This window comes from Egbenema bharatensis FJBBOT/2019 (assembly GCF_048077055.1).
In the GTDB taxonomy this organism is placed as follows: domain Bacteria; phylum Cyanobacteriota; class Cyanobacteriia; order Elainellales; family Elainellaceae; genus Egbenema; species Egbenema bharatensis.
Genome location: NZ_CP182236.1, coordinates 1,028,852 through 1,046,692, shown reverse-complemented (window position 1 = coordinate 1,046,692; position 17,841 = coordinate 1,028,852). Strand labels below are relative to the sequence as shown.

General features: G+C 50.8%; 20 protein-coding genes and 1 pseudogene. 12 read left to right on the top strand and 9 right to left on the bottom strand.

What is annotated here, in order from left to right; all coding sequences use genetic code 11:
- Positions 1 to 115: 115 nt before the first annotated feature.
- The 5 genes from ACM1PF_RS05010 to ACM1PF_RS04990 form a co-directional block, all read right to left on the bottom strand.
- The gene (locus ACM1PF_RS05010) at positions 116 to 403 is read right to left on the bottom strand and encodes a hypothetical protein (protein ID WP_416672752.1); all 288 of its coding nucleotides are present in this window, start codon (positions 401 to 403) and stop codon (positions 116 to 118) included.
- A gap of 118 nt (positions 404 to 521) precedes the next feature.
- Positions 522 to 1,271, bottom strand: coding sequence for a M48 family metallopeptidase (locus ACM1PF_RS05005; RefSeq protein WP_416672751.1), 750 nt, complete (start codon positions 1,269 to 1,271; stop codon positions 522 to 524).
- Between the two features lie 120 nt (positions 1,272 to 1,391).
- Positions 1,392 to 1,877, bottom strand: a complete 486-nt coding sequence (locus ACM1PF_RS05000; protein ID WP_416672750.1) for an NUDIX hydrolase — start codon at positions 1,875 to 1,877, stop codon at positions 1,392 to 1,394.
- 168 nt (positions 1,878 to 2,045) lie between these two features.
- The gene (locus ACM1PF_RS04995) at positions 2,046 to 2,408 is read right to left on the bottom strand and encodes a hypothetical protein (protein WP_416672748.1); all 363 of its coding nucleotides are present in this window, start codon (positions 2,406 to 2,408) and stop codon (positions 2,046 to 2,048) included.
- On the bottom strand, positions 2,405 to 2,566 hold the full coding sequence (locus tag ACM1PF_RS04990) for a hypothetical protein (RefSeq protein WP_416672747.1): 162 nt from the start codon (positions 2,564 to 2,566) through the stop codon (positions 2,405 to 2,407). Before ACM1PF_RS04990 ends, ACM1PF_RS04995 begins: the two co-directional genes overlap by 4 nt.
- A gap of 172 nt (positions 2,567 to 2,738) precedes the next feature.
- On the opposite strand from ACM1PF_RS04990, the gene folD reads away from it, so the two are divergent.
- The 7 genes and pseudogenes from folD (at position 2,739) to crtD (ending at position 9,169) form a co-directional block, all read left to right on the top strand.
- Entirely contained in the window at positions 2,739 to 3,611 is an 873-nt protein-coding gene (gene folD / locus ACM1PF_RS04985; RefSeq protein ID WP_416672745.1) for a bifunctional methylenetetrahydrofolate dehydrogenase/methenyltetrahydrofolate cyclohydrolase FolD, read from the top strand.
- 38 nt (positions 3,612 to 3,649) lie between these two features.
- The gene (gene crtE, locus ACM1PF_RS04980; RefSeq protein WP_416676569.1) at positions 3,650 to 4,573 is read left to right on the top strand and encodes a geranylgeranyl diphosphate synthase CrtE; all 924 of its coding nucleotides are present in this window, start codon (positions 3,650 to 3,652) and stop codon (positions 4,571 to 4,573) included.
- A 183-nt stretch (positions 4,574 to 4,756) separates the two neighbouring features.
- Positions 4,757 to 5,215: a divergent PAP2 family protein gene (locus ACM1PF_RS04975; protein ID WP_416672743.1), complete on the top strand. Its 459-nt coding sequence runs from the start codon at positions 4,757 to 4,759 to the stop codon at positions 5,213 to 5,215.
- A gap of 431 nt (positions 5,216 to 5,646) precedes the next feature.
- Positions 5,647 to 5,940, top strand: a complete 294-nt coding sequence (locus tag ACM1PF_RS04970; protein WP_416672741.1) for a photosynthetic electron transport-dependent transcriptional regulator PedR — start codon at positions 5,647 to 5,649, stop codon at positions 5,938 to 5,940.
- A gap of 43 nt (positions 5,941 to 5,983) precedes the next feature.
- Entirely contained in the window at positions 5,984 to 6,259 is a 276-nt protein-coding gene (locus ACM1PF_RS04965) for a hypothetical protein (protein WP_416672739.1), read from the top strand.
- A gap of 16 nt (positions 6,260 to 6,275) precedes the next feature.
- Complete coding sequence (gene hisS, locus ACM1PF_RS04960) at positions 6,276 to 7,553, top strand: histidine--tRNA ligase (RefSeq protein ID WP_416672737.1); 1,278 nt, start codon at positions 6,276 to 6,278, stop codon at positions 7,551 to 7,553.
- A 33-nt stretch (positions 7,554 to 7,586) separates the two neighbouring features.
- Positions 7,587 to 9,169 (top strand): annotated as a pseudogene (gene crtD, locus ACM1PF_RS04955) (C-3',4' desaturase CrtD).
- A gap of 152 nt (positions 9,170 to 9,321) precedes the next feature.
- Here the strand turns inward: crtD and ACM1PF_RS04950 are convergent.
- Positions 9,322 to 10,050 (bottom strand): class I SAM-dependent methyltransferase, encoded by a 729-nt coding sequence (locus tag ACM1PF_RS04950; protein WP_416672735.1) that lies wholly within the window; start codon positions 10,048 to 10,050, stop codon positions 9,322 to 9,324.
- Positions 10,051 to 10,322: 272 nt separating this feature from the next.
- On the opposite strand from ACM1PF_RS04950, the gene sixA reads away from it, so the two are divergent.
- The gene (gene sixA, locus ACM1PF_RS04945) at positions 10,323 to 10,820 is read left to right on the top strand and encodes a phosphohistidine phosphatase SixA (RefSeq protein WP_416672734.1); all 498 of its coding nucleotides are present in this window, start codon (positions 10,323 to 10,325) and stop codon (positions 10,818 to 10,820) included.
- A gap of 627 nt (positions 10,821 to 11,447) precedes the next feature.
- Here sixA and ACM1PF_RS04940 read toward each other — a convergent pair.
- On the bottom strand, positions 11,448 to 11,633 hold the full coding sequence (locus tag ACM1PF_RS04940; protein ID WP_416672732.1) for a hypothetical protein: 186 nt from the start codon (positions 11,631 to 11,633) through the stop codon (positions 11,448 to 11,450).
- Between the two features lie 261 nt (positions 11,634 to 11,894).
- Here ACM1PF_RS04940 and dnaK point away from each other — a divergent pair, with 261 nt between their 5' ends.
- The 4 genes from dnaK to frr all read left to right on the top strand — a co-directional run bounded on the left by dnaK (position 11,895) and on the right by frr (position 16,019).
- Positions 11,895 to 13,802, top strand: a complete 1,908-nt coding sequence (gene dnaK, locus ACM1PF_RS04935; protein WP_416672730.1) for a molecular chaperone DnaK — start codon at positions 11,895 to 11,897, stop codon at positions 13,800 to 13,802.
- A gap of 295 nt (positions 13,803 to 14,097) precedes the next feature.
- A complete protein-coding gene (locus ACM1PF_RS04930) occupies positions 14,098 to 14,646 on the top strand; it encodes a thioredoxin family protein (protein WP_416672728.1) in 549 nt (182 codons plus the stop codon).
- 109 nt (positions 14,647 to 14,755) lie between these two features.
- Positions 14,756 to 15,484, top strand: coding sequence for a UMP kinase (pyrH, locus tag ACM1PF_RS04925; RefSeq protein ID WP_416672726.1), 729 nt, complete (start codon positions 14,756 to 14,758; stop codon positions 15,482 to 15,484).
- A complete protein-coding gene (gene frr, locus ACM1PF_RS04920; protein WP_416672724.1) occupies positions 15,471 to 16,019 on the top strand; it encodes a ribosome recycling factor in 549 nt (182 codons plus the stop codon). The genes pyrH and frr overlap by 14 nt, the downstream gene beginning before the upstream one ends.
- Before the next feature lie 59 nt (positions 16,020 to 16,078).
- Here frr and ACM1PF_RS04915 read toward each other — a convergent pair whose 3' ends face one another.
- The gene (locus ACM1PF_RS04915) at positions 16,079 to 16,729 is read right to left on the bottom strand and encodes a response regulator transcription factor (RefSeq protein ID WP_416672723.1); all 651 of its coding nucleotides are present in this window, start codon (positions 16,727 to 16,729) and stop codon (positions 16,079 to 16,081) included.
- A gap of 642 nt (positions 16,730 to 17,371) precedes the next feature.
- Positions 17,372 to 17,791 (bottom strand): (2Fe-2S) ferredoxin domain-containing protein, encoded by a 420-nt coding sequence (locus ACM1PF_RS04910; RefSeq protein WP_416672721.1) that lies wholly within the window; start codon positions 17,789 to 17,791, stop codon positions 17,372 to 17,374.
- Between the last annotated feature and the right edge of the window lie 50 nt (positions 17,792 to 17,841).

The following is a 17,841-nucleotide window of genomic DNA, read 5'->3' as shown; positions in this document are numbered from 1 at the left end:
AATGGACTATGAAAGGATTGAGTGAGTACCCTATTGTAGCCACGGAGACGGGCGAGATCGATGACTGTAGGTGGATTAAAACAGATTTCCAACCCGCAAAAACCTGAACCCTAGACTAAACCAGCACCGGCAAGTCTGCGGACGTATCTAATGAGGATGGAACAGAGGCAAGACGCTGCTGCTTCAAAGTTTGAAGCTGTTGAAGCAATGCATCAATATCTTCCTGAAGATGAATCAATTCAGCTTTATGATTTGCCTGGTAAGGGAGCTTGTTCAGCTTTATGAGGTTTGCTGAATCTGGAGCACTGACCTGAACAGACTGGGTAGATCCCTGCTCAAGACAGTCTGCATTAACCCTAGGTGATTCGGAGACAAAATTTGGCATTAGAGTCCGACTAGTCATTATTACCTATTCACACCACACAGGTATTCTATCTTAAAGACTGTTCTTAATCGTATTGAATCTTATACTTTACACAAGCACAAGTGTGTCGGTTTGCGAATTGGCTACGGCAATTTCGTTAGTCGATCGATCGCTCAACCCACTCAGGAATATAGCACCAGCCTTTGTTTAGCTCAGAATCATACAGCCTGTAGTCTGGTTCTTTTTCAGCCACCAAATTCCAGAATTGAACCGAATGATTCAGGTGAACCGTGTGGCACAGCTCGTGGATAAAGACATAGCGAACCAGATAGGACGGCAAAAACAGGAGTTTATAGTTCAGGCTGATGTTTTTCTTGCCCGAACAGCTTGCCCAAATGGTTTTCTGACCTCGAACGGCAGCCTGGTGGTAGGGAAGGTTCATTTCTTGACTGACTTGCTGTAACCAGGGCAATAATTCAGCTTCTGCCTTGCGCATCAGCCAATGCCTTAAAACGCGGTAGCAAGCCTGGGGTTGGTCTAAGGAAGCATGAACTGCCAGTTGGTTTGTCCCTGAAACATTGGCAATCAACTGATTTCCACCCCCCTGGTAATATTTAACAGACCAGGTTTGAGCGATCGATCGCAGTTCCAGATGGGAAGGGAGTTTTTGCGCCGGTTCAGGAGTTTTGACCGCCATCAACTGCCGTTCTGCGGCGATCCGTTGAGTGGTTTTGGCAATCCAGTCTTTCCGTCGTTCCAGAATTTCTGGAATTTTCCGACGATCGAAGCCTTGGGGGATCACCACCTCAACCTCACCCAGGTGAGACACTTTGATGCTAACGTGCTTTGCCCTCGTGCTTTCTCGAACACGGTACGGTTTTGTATGAGAGGATTTCGCCTTCGCCATCAGTTGCCCGCTCTGATACTTGCTCTAGATGATTGCTCTATATTTCACTGTAAGCCTTTCATCGTCGGTTATCTGCGATGAGTGAAAATTTCAATGGCTAAATTCAGTGCAAAGTTACTATCAATCGTACAATTTCAACCGATCGCGGGATTGGTAAAACTCCAGCAAAATTTGTTGATGGGGGTAGGCGATCGGACGGTGTTCCCGGAGGTGAGGCGAGTAGCAGTAACCTGCCTGAATTTCTGAATAACTCGCCAATCCCATGTCCATGCCTTCATTCAGGCTGAGGGAATTTATCTCAACAATCAGTGGCGCGTAGAACACATGGCGATCGACCGGGGCATCGTTCTGGTAGGAGCTGAATAGCGTTACCGAGGGAGGAGTGTAGCCAATTTCTTCGATCAGTTCTCGCTGAAGTCCTGCTTCAGGGGTTTCTCCTGGATCCAGATGTCCACCAAAAAAAGCCCACTTACCGGGATGGGCGATCGTGGGGATATCGTCCCGCAGTTGAAGCAGACACCGTTCGTTCTGATACAGGATGGCAAGGGCCACTTGAGGACGGTCAGAGGTAGCGAGTTGAGTCGGCGATCCAGTGCTGTAGCTCATAGGTTGATCAAATCACCGTTACCTATTATCCTCTGCCTCCCCAAAATTCGCACGGGTCACTCAGCCACTCAGGATCATGAATTGAATAACCTGCAACGTTTTTCTTTGTTGACTGGGCGGGCAAGATGCCCACCCCACAAGAATTTCAGATGATTAAATTCGCATTCCTCAGTCACTCGGTTGATTCGTCTCCTCCCTCTGACGCTCAATTTCTTCGATATACGCCTCTCCCAGTTCCAAGTCCTCGATCGCAATCTGTTCAAACCGTACTGTGCCCTGTACCCGCACTCGATCGCCCGGCTCAACCTCTGGATCGGCAGACAGCACCCAAATTTCCCCCGTCCCATCCTGAAGCTGATACACTACTGCATCAATCATCGGTGCGCGATCGACTACGGTTCCCTGGAGTTGTACCGTCTGGTTGAACCAGGAACGATGGGGGTTGTTCTGTACCCGTCGCACCGTTGTTACTCCGCTACACCCCCCTAGCCCAAACCCAATTAAAGCTATCCATAATCCAGCGTTTCTCACAAAACCCAACTCCCTCCCTGATTTTGACGATCGCAGGCAAGATTCCACCCCACAAACATCCCCAGTCGATCGCAGGTTAAGATGCCTGCACTACGGATTTCCTGACCTTCCATTTCTTGTGCGGGCGCACTGCTGTGCGCCCCTACCCCATTCCCCATTCCCCATTCCCCATTCCCTACCAAATCCTGCCTTCCCTCTTCCCCAGGGGGTTCCCAATCTGAGACACTAGATAGAGTGCGAATTTTTCTTCTTCATCCTTTCTTTCTGCGACTCCATGACTGCCCGCCCCTTAATCTACCCAATTTTTGAACCCTTAACTTGAACCCGTATATGGCTGGTGTATTAGACGGTAAGGCGTTGGCAACTCGGATGCAGGCCGACCTTGCCCAACAGGTAAAGATGCTCCAGGAACAAGCTGGCAGACCACCCGGTTTAGCGGTGCTGATGGTAGGGGATAATCCGGCCAGTGCTGCCTATGTCCGGGGTAAGGAGCGAGCCTGCGCGAAAGTAGGGATCGCTTCCTTTGGCAAGCATTTTCCAACTGAAACGACCCAGGCTGAACTGGAGCAGGTGATTCAGGAGTTGAATCAGGATGAGCAGGTGGACGGCATTCTGGTGCAGCTTCCCCTGCCGGATCACCTGGATTCAGTGGCTCTGTTAAATCAAATTGATCCGGATAAAGATGTGGATGGACTGCATCCAATGAACCTGGGACGGTTGGTACGGGGAGAGCCTGGCTTGCAAAGCTGCACCCCTGCCGGAGTAATGCGCTTGTTGCAGGAGTATGAGATTAATCTAAGGGGCAAACAGGCGGTGATGGTGGGGCGCAGTATCTTAGTGGGCAAACCCCTGTCCTTGATGCTGTTGGCGGCCGATGCCACCGTGACGATCGCCCATTCTCGCACACCGGATCTGGCAGCCATGACCCGGACTGCCGATGTGCTGGTGACAGCGATCGGTCGAACGGAGTTAATCACGCCAGAAATGGTGAAGCCAGGAGCGATCGTTGTAGATGTAGGGATCAACCGGATTGAAGATGAAACGGGGAAAGCCCGGTTAGTGGGAGATGTGCAGTTTGAAGCGGTCAAAGAGATTGCTTCGTGGATTACGCCCGTTCCAGGTGGAATTGGGCCGATGACTGTTACCATGCTGTTGCACAATACAGTATGGAGTTATTGTCAGCGTTTGAATATAGCTCCGTAGGGAGATAAGAAAAAATGACACGTTCAGTGAATCAAGGAATCGTCATCGCAGAAAATCAACCCCCTGAGCCGCCTCCAGCCTTTAACCTGAAACACTATTTGTCTGAGCGGCAGGCAATCATGGAGACAGCTCTAAGTCAGGCGATCGGAGTCACCTATCCTGAAACGATTTATGAATCCATGCGCTATTCCCTGATGGCGGGTGGCAAGCGGCTGCGTCCGATTCTCTGTTTGGCAACCTGTGAACTGGTGGGGGGAACGATCGCCATGGCTCTGCCTACGGCCTGTGCCCTGGAGATGATCCACACGATGTCCCTGATTCACGACGACCTGCCTGCAATGGACAATGATGATTACCGACGCGGCAAGCTGACTAATCACAAAGTCTACGGTGAAGATATTGCCATTCTGGCAGGGGATGGATTGCTGGCTTACGCCTTTGAGCACATTGCTGTAGAAACCAAAAACGTACCTGCCGATCGCCTGCTGCAAGTGGTGGCTCGCGTGGGTCGAGCGGTGGGAGCCGCTGGGCTAGTGGGGGGACAGGTGGTCGATCTGGAATCGGAAGGCAAAACTGATGTCACTTTGGAAACCCTCACTTTTATTCACCGTCATAAAACCGGAGCGTTACTGGAAGCATCGGTCGTTTCTGGGGCAATCCTGGCCGGTGCCTCCGAGAACGATGTGCATCATCTAACTCGCTATGCTGAAAATATTGGGCTGGCGTTTCAAATCGTGGATGATGTCCTGGATATTACCGCGACCCAAGAACAGCTTGGCAAAACCGCAGGAAAGGATCTACAGGCTCAAAAAGCCACCTATCCGAGTTTTTGGGGCATTGATGAGTCTAAACGTCAGGCTGAACAATTGATTGCTGAAGCGAAGGCTGAACTGGATCCCTATGGAGATGCGGCTCAACCCCTAAAGTCGATCGCTGAGTTTATTACTGCTCGAACGCATTAGATTTGAGGGAGTCGGGAGTCGGGAGTCGAAACTTACGACAAAAGCACTGATTGGCTCGATACTTTGATCCAGAACTTAACAAACCTATAAAGAAGCGATTTCAACTGCATTCATCTCCCCTATTTTCCTTCCCACTCCCCACTCCCTACTCCCCATTCCCTACTCCCCCTCTTCCAACCCACCATGCAGGACTTTTCTCAAATTCTGGACAATCACATTCTGCTGATCTCCTTGCTGACCTGTTTGTTGGCTCAAGCCTTGAAGCTGTTAATTGAGCTGATTCGGCACGGCAAAGTTACCTTCCGGACGTTGGTGACAACCGGAGGAATGCCCAGTGCCCATTCTGCTCTGGTGACTTCCCTGGCAGCGGGAGTGGGTCAAACGGCGGGATGGGAAAGTGGGGAATTTGCGATCGCCTTCGTGTTTGCCATTATCGTGATGTACGATGCGGCAGGGGTACGACAGGCGGCAGGCAAGCAAGCCCGAATTCTGAATCAAATTGTCGATGAGTTGTTCAGTGGGGATCACGCCAAGTTCAACGAGGAGCGACTGAAGGAACTGTTGGGGCATACACCCGTTCAGGTGATTGCTGGCTCGATTTTGGGGGTGTTGGTGTCGTGGTTTGCCGCTCCAACTTACTAAAGTTGCGGATAGTCCTAAAGTTGCGGATAGTCCTAATTTTATAAAGGATAGAGAAATAAAGGGTAGAGAACAACCGTAGGATCTTCGTTTCGCCTGCTAGCCCATGCAGGCAAGATGCCTGCGCTACGGTGATTCAACCTGCTGCATCGAATTTTTCTTCATCCTTTACGAAATATAGCTATCCTCCGTAGGATTTGAACGGGGTGCAGGGGTAAAACCCTGGCGTGGGGGCGTTGCCCCTACCCCCTTGTTCACAAACAATTTGTGAACGCTATAGTACGATCGATGGTCGAACTTATGCCAGGAGCTGTTAGGCGATCCCCTGGCCAGCGGGTCTTTTTTTATCTCGTTCCCCCCTCATCCTTAGCGATAACCCTTTAGAATGAAAAGTACAGTAAGTACATATACACACTGGATGAGAATACAGCTTTATGAATGGTAGCGAGTCTCAGACCTCTAGTTCCCTCTCAGAGCGGGAACTACAAATTGTTGAATTGGTGGCTGCGGGCTTGACGAACCAGGAAATCGCAGAAAAGTTAGAAATCAGCAAACGCACAGTTGACAACCACATCAGCAATATTTTGACCAAGACAGCAACAGGAAACCGAGTGGCTCTGGTTCGCTGGGCTTTGCAATGGGGCAAAGTTTGTATTGATGAAGTCAATTGTTGTACCCTACCTCTACCAAACTCCGCGATCGACTCGAACTCTCCCCAACCGTCTTGAGCAATTCCCTAAAATTCCTCTAACTTTCTCCGTTCCCCTTTCCATGCCTGAATCCTCTACCGAAGCGCAATATCAACTTTATTGCCCCCACTTGCCTCTAACCACATATCGAGAAGTGGCAGCTCATTTACGTCAGGTTACAGGCGTAGAAGTTGGACTGTTGCCTCAGCGATCGACTCAGTTTGACTATACCCAAAGTCAGGTGGGTGGGCTGTGGATTCGCTATACTCCTGAAGCCGATAGTGCATCTCAGCAGCGGATTGAACAGATTTTGGCGTATTATGCTGATCGCTATGGGGACTGGGAAGCGGTTCAATAAGGTAAGTCATTAGGGTATGAGTACAGTTCAAGCAATTCGAGGTACACGGGATATTCTGCCAGAGGAAGTGAAGTACTGGCAGCAAGTAGAGGCTGTGTCCAGGGAAGTACTGGGACGGGCAGCCTACCAGGAAATTCGGACTCCCACCTTTGAGCAAACGGAGCTGTTTGAGCGGGGAGTGGGCGAAGCGACGGATATCGTCAGCAAGGAAATGTATACCTTCCGCGATCGCGGCGATCGATCCCTGACTTTACGTCCCGAAGGAACGGCAGGAGTGGTACGCGCCTATATCGAACATCACCTCCATGCCCAGGGAGGGGTGCAACGGTTGTGGTATCTCGGCCCTATGTTTCGCTATGAGCGGCCCCAGGCTGGACGACAGCGACAGTTCCATCAGGTCGGAGTGGAGGTGTTGGGCAGTGCCGATCCCCGTGCCGATGCGGAGGTGATTGCCATTGCCTCTGATTTGTTGACCGAGTTGGGTTTGAAGAACTTGCGGTTGGAGTTTAACTCGATTGGGGATCAAAGCGATCGCCAGCAGTACCGGGAAGCTCTCATTCATTACTTAACGCCCCACAAAGCCGATCTGGATGCAGATTCCCAGGATCGTTTGACCCGCAATCCCCTGCGAATCTTAGACAGTAAAGATCAGAAAACCCAGACAATTCTCCAGGACGCTCCCAGCATCCTTGACTTCCTCAGTCCCGATTCCCAACGCCGATTTGAGCAGGTTCAGCAATTACTGGCTGATCTGAACATTCCGTTTAACATCAACTCCCGACTGGTGCGCGGATTGGACTACTACACCCACACCGTCTTTGAAATTCAGTCGGATGACCTGGGTTCCCAGGCAACGGTCTGTGCAGGCGGACGCTATGACGGCTTGGTATCGGAACTGGGTGGCCCGGAAACCTCGGCAGTTGGTTGGGCCAGTGGGCTAGAGCGATTAATTTTACTCCTGCAACAACTCCAACCGCCTCACCCCGCAAATTTGGATTTCTACCTGGTATCAAGGGGCGATCGAGCCGAAGCGCAGTCCATGAAATTAGCTCAAATCCTGCGGCGGTTGGGCTTTTCGGTAGAACTGGATCTGAGCGGTAGTGCCTTTGGCAAACAGTTTAAGCGGGCCGATCGCAGTGGGGCTATTGCCTGCCTGATTTTGGGCGATGCTGAGGCAGAAAGTGAAACTGTACAGCTCAAGTGGCTGGCTTCCGGTGAACAGGAATCCCTCCCGCAGGCGGAGCTACTGACTCAGGCAGAAACCCTGCGCCACAAGCTTGATGCTCTAAAATAGAATTACGAGTATTAAGAAATGTAAAAAATCTGAATGAATGTTGCGGCAAATCGGCAGGCTTTCGATCGGACTCTAACTTCTACCAACCCAGCGGCTGCCAGAATCGTGGTGATTGGGGCAGGCATTGGCGGGTTAACCGCAGCGGCGTTACTGGCCCATCGAGGGGACTCGGTTTTAGTGCTGGATCAGGCGATCGTCCCTGGAGGATGTGCATCTACGTTTAAGCGTAAGGGATTTACCTTTGATGTGGGGGCAACCCAGGTGGCTGGGCTGGAACCGGGTGGGATTCATCACCGGATTTTTTCAGAGTTAGGGATTAATTTACCGGCTGCATCTCCCTGTGATCCAGCCTGCGCGGTTTATTTACCTGGGGAGAAGGAACCGATCAATGTCTGGCGAGATCCAGACCAATGGCGAGCAGAACGACAACGACAGTTTCCGGGCAGTGAACCCTTCTGGCAACTGATGGCTGACCTGTTCCGCTACAGTTGGGCATTTCAGGCGCGAGATCCGGTGTTACCTCCCCGAAATCTGTGGGATCTATGGCAGATGGTGAAAGCCGTCCGTCCCGATACGGTGTTGACCTTACCCCACACCTTTTCCACCGTTGGTCAGGTTCTCCGCTGGTATGGATTGGGGGAGGATATCCGACTGAAAACTTTTCTGGATCTACAGCTTAAACTCTACTCCCAGGTGGATGCCGAAGAAACGGCTTTACTCTACGCGGCAACGGCTCTGGGCGTTTCCCAGTCACCTCGTGGGCTGTACCACTTGCACGGCAGTATGCAAACCCTGAGCGATCGCCTTGTGGAATCCCTGGAGCGGGATGGCGGTACACTGCTAATGCGCCATACGGTGCAGCGGATTTTGACGGAAGGGAATCAAGTTAAAGGAGTAGAAATTCGGGATCAGAAGTCCGGTCAGGTCTGGATTGCGCCTGCGGATCAGGTGGTGGCCAACGTCACCGTTCAGAATTTGGTGCAACTCCTGGGAGATGCCATGCCACGGGGCTATCAGCAGCGCGTGGACAAGTTACCGCCTGCCTCTGGTGCATTTGTGATCTACCTGGGAGTCAAACAATCTGCCCTGCCTCCCGACTGCCCACCCCATCTGCAATTTCTTTATGACTACGAAGCCCCGATCGCCGAAAATAATTCCCTGTTTGTATCGGTGAGTCGTCCGGGGGATGGTCGGGCCCGGCGGGCCATGCCACGGTGATCGCATCTTCCTTTACCGATCCGTCCATCTGGTGGCAACAGGGAGCAGGACAGCGGGATGCAGCTTACCAGTCCCTCAAACAGCAATATGCTGATGAGGCGATCGATCGCCTGGCTCAGTTTTTTAACTTGAATGATGAGACGATCGTTCACCGTGAAGCCGCCACTCCTCGTACCTTTGCCCGATATACCCAGCGCGATCGAGGGGTTGTGGGCGGTATTGGTCAGCGGGTCAGAACCTTTGGCCCCTTTGGATTTGCTAACCGGACTCCGATTCAGGATTTGTGGTTGGTGGGCGATTCTACCCATCCCGGTGAGGGTACGGCAGGGGTAAGCTATTCGGCGTTGACGGTGGTAAGGCAGATTGAGGCTGGGAGAAGAGTGAGGAGTGAGGAGTGAGGAGTGAGGAGTGAGGAGTGAGGAGTGAATCCGTAGCGCAGGCATCTTGCTTGCTCAAACAACCCTAACCAAACCGTGGCGCAGGCATCTTGCTTGCTCAGCAACCCTACCCAAACCTTTTACCTGCGATCGAACTCACCCTCCCCAGCCCTTCAAACTGGTTTTCTGAAAAACATTAAATGCTGTTGCGGTAAGATCTCCTCCGTTTTTTCCCACTCCAATCCCACCGATCGCAGCTCTCGTTTCACCTGGCGTTGGGTCATTTTGTGCAGTCCCTTGATGGGGATTAACGGATTCTCGCCGCGATATTCAGCTAATACCACTCGTCCGTTGGGTTTCAATGCCTGGACTATGCCTTCCATCATTTCTCTGGGATAGGCAAATTCGTGATAGGCATCAACCATCAAAGCCAGATCGACTTGATTTGACGGCAAATGGGGATCATCCTCCGCCCCCAGAATGGGTTCAACGTTCTCGATCTGGTTTTCCCGCATCAGGAAATCCAGAATCTCCAACATTTCCGTCTGAATGTCTACCGCCAATACCTGACCTTCGGGAACGAAACGGCTGAGACGAAAGCTGAAGTATCCTGTCCCGGCTCCGATATCAGCAACCACATCCGTCGGCTGCAATTCCAGAGCAGTCAGCAACAAATTAGGACGTTCTTCCAGTTCGCGGCTCGATCGCTCCAACCAGGCCGCGCCTTGATGTCCCATTACCTGGGCAATTTCTCGCCCCATATAAAACTTGCCGATGCCATCGGGATGGTGAATCGATCGCGCTTGATAGACTCCCGTGTCGCTAATAATGCCGATCGGCAGCGCACTGAATCCTCCCAACAGTAGACCCAACATGACCACCAGCACGAGCAACCACCGCATCACGATTTCCGATCCTGTATTGAACTTAAAGTGGACTTAATGTGAACTTAAAGATATACCGTCCTAAGGAGCATTCACTTTTGTCGCCCTCACCCTAAATCCCTCTCCCAAAGGGCGAGGGACTTCGATCCGGCTCCCCTTCTCCCTGTAGGAGAAGGGGTTGGGGGATGAGGGTCAGACTTGCAAACGTGACATACTCCCCCGTCCTAGACTCACCCTACCGTGTCCTCGTATGCTGTAAAGCTTAAACTCTAAGTTTAAAGAATTGACCAATGGAACTTTATTTAATTCGACACGGAATTGCAACGGAACGAGGCACCTATGCCAATGATGATGAACGACCGCTGACCGATGCTGGAATTCGCAAAACCAAACGAGTCGCCAAACGACTGTATGAGCTAGATATTCGGTTTGATTTGATCCTGACCAGTCCTTTGGTTCGGGCCCGGCAAACCGCCGAAATTCTGCAAACGCTCGGGCTATCTAAACATCTTGAACCATCTCCCTATCTTGCACCGGCTGGCTCCTTCACGGACTGGCTGAATTGGCTAGAATCCTGGCGATCGAACGGGGGGACTCAATTGGCGATCGTGGGGCATGAACCGGATCTGGGGGAATGGGCGGAGCAGTTGGTCTGGGGCGAACCCAAGCAGCGGCTGGTGGTGAAAAAAGCTGGAGTGATGGGGATTCTCATCCCGCAAACAGGAAATCCCGTCGGGCGAAGCGAGTTGTTTTGGCTGACTCCACCCAGGCTGTTGTTAGGGGAATAGAAGGCGGGGAGTGGGGAAGGGAACCATCCCGACACGCCCTTTCCCTTGAGTCGTACACCCGCTTGAATGCCCTCGGTGCAGGAGGGAAGCCCTACAGGTCAAACGCTATAAGCAGGAAAAGTAGGAAAAGTGGGTGAAATTTGTGTCCAGGATCTGCCGCTGGAACCTCGATCGCATTTCGAGAAACTTAAGAAGTAGGAAAGATGAAATACATTCACTTTGAAACTAACAGCTTTAGTTGGAAAAGTAGGATAAATTTCCTCTTTTTCAGGCTCAAATATTTGGAATTTAAATTAATCAAAAAGTTGCATAAATCCCTTCCCAAAATCGATCGAATACGTTACATTAATATTAACCTTTCTACCAAGGATCAGCGGAAAACCGTAGAAAGTGGGGCAATTTATGATGCTTTAGGAGCGGGTCTTTCAACGGACTCGCCCTTTTTTTATGCCTTTCTATTTCACAGTCTCTAATCTGGCAAGTTAAAACTCCGAGCGGTTGTTCTTCAAGTTGCATGAGTTTATTTGCATGGCAAATATTTCATTCGCAAGCAAGATGCCTGTGCTACGGAAATGGAGCAATCGTCGATTGATCAACTGGCATCAGTTAGGATGCTCCCTTGCAAAGTTAAATTGGACAACTGCGATCGAGCGATTGTTCCTTTACAGACAGGATGCTTGCTCTGCGTCCTGCGATCGTCCCCTTGGCGGCAAATACAACAGCATCATTACGGTTCACCCCAATCCGTAGACTGTGCAAAGTTCCTACACTGGAAGCGTTGAGGAATTTTGGATCTTGTGGCTCTTGAATCATGAAAATCCAGAATTCTTAACCGCCCCAGTTGGTGTTCGGTAAACCCGCCTTCATCGAATGGGCAATGGCACACAGTATATAAGTAGTGCCGCGTCTCTGCTGCACAGTTCAGTCCTGCCCTGGATTACTGTGTCAGATACATCAGAAGATTACGAGGATTCAGGGCGATCGGGAGTGACCCACCTACAGCCGAGGGATACAAGCCCCCAGATGAATTTCTCAGTTAGGAGCTAGAAGTACTAGAACCGGAGTATTTGTTTTATGGCAAAAGTTGTTGGAATAGACTTAGGAACAACCAACTCGTGCGTCGCAGTTATGGAGGGGGGGAAGCCCACTGTTATCGCTAATGCAGAAGGGTTTCGGACAACTCCCTCGGTCGTAGCCTTTTCAAAGAATGGCGATCGTCTGGTTGGACAGATTGCCAAACGTCAAGCCGTAATGAACCCAGAGAACACCTTTTATTCGGTGAAGCGGTTCATTGGTCGTCGCTATGACGAAGTGTCCAACGAGTTAACAGAAGTATCCTACAAGGTGCTGAACGTTAACGGTAATGTCAAGCTTGATTCTTCTGCCAAGGGTGAGCAGTTTGCACCAGAGCAGATTTCTGCTGAAGTCCTGCGCAAGCTGAAGGAAGATGCCAGTAAGTACCTGGGTGAAGACGTTACCCAAGCGGTAATCACCGTTCCTGCCTACTTTAATGACTCTCAGCGTCAAGCTACGAAGGACGCAGGGCGGATTGCAGGATTGGAAGTACTGCGGATTATTAACGAGCCGACCGCTGCATCGCTAGCTTATGGATTAGACAAGAAGAGCAACGAAACCGTTCTGGTGTTTGACCTTGGGGGCGGTACCTTCGATGTGTCAATCCTGGAAGTGGGCGATGGCGTATTTGAAGTGCTGGCGACCTCCGGTGACACTCACTTGGGAGGAGATGACTTTGATAAGAAAATCGTAGACTTCCTGGCGGAACGATTCAAAGCTTCGGAAGGCATTGACCTCCGCAAGGATAAGCAAGCTCTGCAACGACTAACCGAAGCAGCCGAAAAAGCCAAGATTGAGCTTTCCAGTGTCACTCAGACTGAAATTAACCTGCCCTTCATCACGGCGACCCAAGATGGGCCGAAGCATTTAGATGAAACCCTGACGCGGGCTAAGTTTGAAGAACTTTGTTCTGACTTGATCGATCGCTGCCGGATTCCGGTTGAGAATGCCCTGCGCGATGCTAAGAAAGACAAAGGCGGGATTGATGAAGTCGTACTGGTAGGCGGTTCCACTCGGATACCGGCAATCCAGGATCTGGTGAAGCGCGTCCTGGGCAGAGATCCCAACCAAACGGTGAACCCGGATGAGGTTGTAGCAGTGGGTGCCGCGATTCAAGCGGGTGTATTGGCTGGGGAAGTCAAGGACATTCTGCTGTTGGATGTGTCTCCCCTGTCTCTGGGTGTAGAAACCCTGGGCGGAGTTATGACCAAGATCATTCCTCGCAATACCACTATTCCTACGAAAAAGTCTGAGACTTTCTCTACCGCTGCTGATGGGCAGAGCAACGTGGAGATCCACGTCCTGCAAGGTGAGCGGGAAATGGCAAACGACAACAAGAGTCTGGGAACCTTCCGTCTGGATGGCATTCCGCCAGCACCTCGTGGTGTACCGCAAATTGAAGTCACCTTCGATATTGATGCAAACGGGATCTTGAACGTTACTGCGAAGGATAAGGGAACGGGTAAAGCCCAGTCCATCAGCATCACTGGCGCATCAACCCTGCCTCAGGATGAAGTAGAACGCATGGTGAATGAAGCCGAGCGCAATGCCTCAACCGATAAGGAGCGGCGCGAGAAGATTGACCTGAAGAACCAGGCTGACTCTCTGGCATACCAGGCAGAGAAGCAGATGAGCGAACTGGGCGATAAGGTTTCTGCGGATGACAAAACCAAGGTCGAAGGACTGGTGAAGGCTTTGCGGGAAGCGATTCAGCAGGAAAATGCAGATCAGATGAAGTCTCTGACGACTGAACTTCAGCAAGTTCTGTATACGATCGGCAGCAGCATCTATCAAGGTGCAGAAGGAGCTACTCCTCCTCCAGGAGGCGGTGAAGATGTTGGTGGTGGTACTCCTCCCTCCGATGGTGCTGATGATGTAATCGACGCAGAGTTCTCAGAGGATAAGTAGAGTTATTAGTGCCTAACCGAAAACTTGCTAGTACACTGCGGCTTGAATAGGCCTACCATCTGTAGGGCAGGCTTCTAGCCTGCGCGGGCAGGATGCCCGCTCTACGGTCGCTAAACTCACGCTAAGGTCTACTAGAGTTTTTGGTATCCAAAACCCCTGACGGGGTTTTCTGGATAGGTTCTAAGAGGGGCAAGGCCGTCTCAATGCTGGTTAGCAAGGGTACAATCTGTGAAGTAATACTGCATCTAGGTGTAGGATTTATTCACTAGATGCTTTGTCCCTACTCTGAAACTGTATGACTTCTGCTGTGATCGGTCACTATGCACCTGATTTTGAGTTGCCTGGAACGGATGGTTCGGTGCATCATTTGGCCAAGTATTTGCAGACCTTTCGGGCGATCGGTGTAGTCATCATGGGGAACCATTGTCCCTATGTTCAGAGCTACCTCGATCGCCTGAAGTGCATTCAGACTGAATTTTTCCATCAGGGAGTGACGCTGATTGGCATTAATCCAAACGATGACAACCAGTGTCCGGAAGACAGCTTTGACGCGATGAAGTCATTTGTGATAGAGCACCAACTGAACTTCCCCTATCTCAGGGATGTAACTCAGGATGTTGCTCAAGGCTTTGGAGCAAAATGGACTCCAGAGGTGTTTTTGATTGACCAGGCAGGGTTAATTCGTTATGGCGGGGCAATCGATGATAGCCCACAAACGCCAGATGCAGTCACGGTGCGCTACTTACGAGATGCGATCGAACAACTTCTTGCGGGAAGGGGAGAGGTCGGATCTACAACCGCTGTGGGATGTCCCGTTAAATGGCGGCAGCCCCAGCAACAGTAGAGCTGATCTAAGGTCTGGAGCCGAATTCCGGTGAGCTCCTGAACAATAGGTCATTCTTCTACTGCTATTGTTATGTTGCAAGCACTTAGGACTTAAAAACTATCATTTCATGGGACTAACCTACCAGCGCGTTTTGCTGAAATTAAGCGGCGAGGCTCTCATGGGCGATCTCGCCTACGGAATTGACTCCAAGGTCGTTCAAAGTATCGCTCAAGAAATCTCTGACATTGTGGCAGAGGGCGTGGAAGTGGCGATCGTTGTGGGAGGCGGCAATATTTTTCGTGGCATTAGCGGAGCCGCCGCAGGCATGGATCGGGCTACGGCAGATTACATTGGCATGATTGCGACGGTAATGAATGCGATGACCCTGCAAGATGCCCTGGAGCAAGGCGGTGTCCAAACCCGGGTCTTGACGGCGATCGAAATGCAGGAAGTCGCTGAACCCTATATTCGTCGTCGGGCCATCCGTCACCTGGAAAAGGGTCGGGTGGTTATTTTTGGGGCAGGTTCTGGAAATCCCTTCTTCACCACCGATACAACGGCAGCCCTGCGAGCGGCTGAAATTAATGCGGAAGTTGTCTTTAAGGCAACCAAGGTAGATGGTGTATATGATGCGGATCCAAAGCTCAAACCGGATGCCCGTCAGTATCAAAGCCTGACCTATTCTTACGTCCTAAACAACGACCTTAGAGTGATGGATACCACCGCAATTGCTCTGTGTAAAGATAACAATATCCCGATCATTGTGTTTAATCTATCCGTTGCGGGTAACATTCGCCGGGCGGTTATGGGAGAATCAATTGGAACGATTGTAGGAGGCTCCTGTGAAATTACCTGAAGTTGAAGATCATATGCAAAAGGCCGTTGAGGCCACTCAACGCTCATTTAATACGATTCGGACGGGACGGGCAAATGCAGCCATCCTGGATCGGGTGATGGTGGAATACTACGGCTCTCCTACACCGCTAAAGTCGCTGGCTGGAATCAGCACCCCTGATGCTTCAACCATTACGATTCAACCGTACGATCGCGGTTCGCTGAACTTGATTGAGAAGGCGATCCAGATGTCAGATGTGGGCATCAACCCCAGTAACGATGGGTCGATTATTCGCTTGAATATTCCCCCTCTAACCAGCGATCGCCGGAAGGAGTTGGTTAAACAAGCCGCGAAAATGGCAGAGGAAGGCAAGGTTTCAATTCGCAATATCCGTCGGGATGCGATCGATTCGGTGCGGAAGCAAGAAAAAGCGAGTGATATCTCTGAGGATGAATCCCGCGATCTGCAAGACAACATCCAAAAACTCACAGATAAATACGTGGGTAAAATTGATCAAATCCTTTCCGAGAAGGAAACCGACATTATGACCATCTAAAGCGAGGGCGATCAGCAAATCGCCCTTCCCGCCCAGGTAACCGCCAAACTATCAAACTATTAGGCCATACTGTTCTCGATCGCCCAGCGAGCTAATTCTGTACGGTTATGCAGCCCTGTTTTGCCCAGCATATTGCTGACATGGCTTTCGATCGTCCGTTGGCTGACGTTGAGTTCTTCAGCAATTTCTCGATTCGCCATCCCCCGCGCCACATACTGCACTACCCGTAGCTCAGTGGGGGTCAATTCCACATCAAAGGGAACCTGAATGCGAGGAGCTGAGTCGCTGGATTTCTCCTGACGTTGGATCAAGCGGGAAGCCTGCTTCAGGGACGATTCAACCTGAGCCACCAACTCCTCTGGCTCGAAAGGCTTCACCATGTAGACATCAGCACCGGTGTTCAATCCCTTCACCCGATCCTGGCTTTGCCCCTTCGCCGAGAGGAACAGCACCGGAATCCAGCTTGTGCGGGGATTTTTGCGGACGTGTTCCACCAGAGAATAGCCATCCATCTGAGGCATCATTACATCGCAAATGATCATGTCTGGAGTATCTTGATCCAATACCTCCAGAGCTTCCTGACCATTTTCTGCCGTGATGACCTCATAGCCCCGAAACTCTAGATAGTCTTTGACTAACAAAATTAGGTTGGGGTCATCGTCAATTAAAAGCAGCCGTTTATGCTCTCCCACGCCAGTATCCTTACTCATGCTCCATTACTCACCATGCTTAGGATGAATAGAGTCCTGCCAATCTATGATATCCAGTTATCTAACGATAGCCAGCATTTTGTCACCCAGTATTTTTACATAGTGCCAAAGGTTTCACTGGATCGGTCATGGCTGACAATTTTCAAACCAAAGCGAAGGTCTCCATTTAGCAGCGAAGAACCAGACCAGGCCAGGAGATCGCTGAATGTACTGGATTAAGCTGCCCTCGCTTTAATCCTGTCTTCTAGGATAACTGTTAAATTGCGGTTGGACACAGTTAAACGCTTGAGTGCGCATTTCTACACACGGTGCTATTATAATTTTCTTTTCTGAGATTGAACTACGGTCACTGGGGACTTCGGAACTACAGTTGACAAGATTTATCACTTCGCAACAATCTCTTGGATTGAGAACTCTGGCAACCCAAGTAGACTGGGAACCCAAGGATCGGGAATCCAATCATCTGTTAATTGTTCTACCTCACTGACGGGACGGGCAAGATGCCCACCCCACAAGAAGTTCAGTTTGTTTGGTTCGTATTCTTCAAGAATTGGTGCAATTCTGCCGAGTGGGCAAACCAAACAGGGTATCCGCTACATAGGAATTCCTATAAGTGCAATTTTCATTTCTCATTCCCATGCCTCAAGCATCATTGGCGGTTGATTCAGGCAAAGGGTGAACCAGAAAAGCGTATTCCTGGACGATTTGATTGCCGATGAGATGCTCCTGAATAATGCGTTCGATAACCTCTGGTGTCACGCTGTGATACCAAACCCCATCCGGATAAACCACTAAAATGGGCCCTTGCTGACAAACGCGCAAGCAGTTCGCCTTCGTCCGAAATATGCAACTGGGGCGATCGTCCGTTGGCTGATCGAGCTTCAGTTCCTTCAGCCGCTGTTTGAGGTAGTTCCAGGCGGTTAAACTTTCTGCCTTGTCGCAGCATTTTGGCACAGTTTGGTCGGCACAGATGAAGAGATGCCGTTGAATTTGGGGTAGCCCCAGCGTTCGAGCGCAGGCAGTGAGGGAATGGGGAGCGGAGGTATCGCAGTCAGCAGCCATAGGGGAGTAGGGGGTAGGGGCGAATTGCGTTCGCCCGTGTGGGAAGTAGG

What these genes read in the sequence shown, in the direction of transcription:
- ACM1PF_RS04915 (WP_416672723.1), bottom strand. Translation starts at nt 16,729, where the DNA reads ATGAGTAAGGATACTGGCGTGGGAGAGCATAAACGGCTGCTTTTAATT.
- ACM1PF_RS05010 (WP_416672752.1), bottom strand. Translation starts at nt 403, where the DNA reads ATGACTAGTCGGACTCTAATGCCAAATTTTGTCTCCGAATCACCTAGG.
- ACM1PF_RS04975 (WP_416672743.1), top strand. Translation starts at nt 4,757, where the DNA reads ATGCAGGACTTTTCTCAAATTCTGGACAATCACATTCTGCTGATCTCC.
- dnaK (WP_416672730.1), top strand. Translation starts at nt 11,895, where the DNA reads ATGGCAAAAGTTGTTGGAATAGACTTAGGAACAACCAACTCGTGCGTC.
- ACM1PF_RS04930 (WP_416672728.1), top strand. Translation starts at nt 14,098, where the DNA reads ATGACTTCTGCTGTGATCGGTCACTATGCACCTGATTTTGAGTTGCCT.
- ACM1PF_RS04965 (WP_416672739.1), top strand. Translation starts at nt 5,984, where the DNA reads ATGCCTGAATCCTCTACCGAAGCGCAATATCAACTTTATTGCCCCCAC.
- ACM1PF_RS04950 (WP_416672735.1), bottom strand. Translation starts at nt 10,050, where the DNA reads ATGCGGTGGTTGCTCGTGCTGGTGGTCATGTTGGGTCTACTGTTGGGA.
- ACM1PF_RS04970 (WP_416672741.1), top strand. Translation starts at nt 5,647, where the DNA reads ATGAATGGTAGCGAGTCTCAGACCTCTAGTTCCCTCTCAGAGCGGGAA.
- pyrH (WP_416672726.1), top strand. Translation starts at nt 14,756, where the DNA reads ATGGGACTAACCTACCAGCGCGTTTTGCTGAAATTAAGCGGCGAGGCT.
- ACM1PF_RS04910 (WP_416672721.1), bottom strand. Translation starts at nt 17,791, where the DNA reads ATGGCTGCTGACTGCGATACCTCCGCTCCCCATTCCCTCACTGCCTGC.
- folD (WP_416672745.1), top strand. Translation starts at nt 2,739, where the DNA reads ATGGCTGGTGTATTAGACGGTAAGGCGTTGGCAACTCGGATGCAGGCC.
- ACM1PF_RS05000 (WP_416672750.1), bottom strand. Translation starts at nt 1,877, where the DNA reads ATGAGCTACAGCACTGGATCGCCGACTCAACTCGCTACCTCTGACCGT.
- ACM1PF_RS04990 (WP_416672747.1), bottom strand. Translation starts at nt 2,566, where the DNA reads ATGGGGAATGGGGTAGGGGCGCACAGCAGTGCGCCCGCACAAGAAATG.
- ACM1PF_RS05005 (WP_416672751.1), bottom strand. Translation starts at nt 1,271, where the DNA reads ATGGCGAAGGCGAAATCCTCTCATACAAAACCGTACCGTGTTCGAGAA.
- sixA (WP_416672734.1), top strand. Translation starts at nt 10,323, where the DNA reads ATGGAACTTTATTTAATTCGACACGGAATTGCAACGGAACGAGGCACC.
- ACM1PF_RS04940 (WP_416672732.1), bottom strand. Translation starts at nt 11,633, where the DNA reads ATGATTCAAGAGCCACAAGATCCAAAATTCCTCAACGCTTCCAGTGTA.
- hisS (WP_416672737.1), top strand. Translation starts at nt 6,276, where the DNA reads ATGAGTACAGTTCAAGCAATTCGAGGTACACGGGATATTCTGCCAGAG.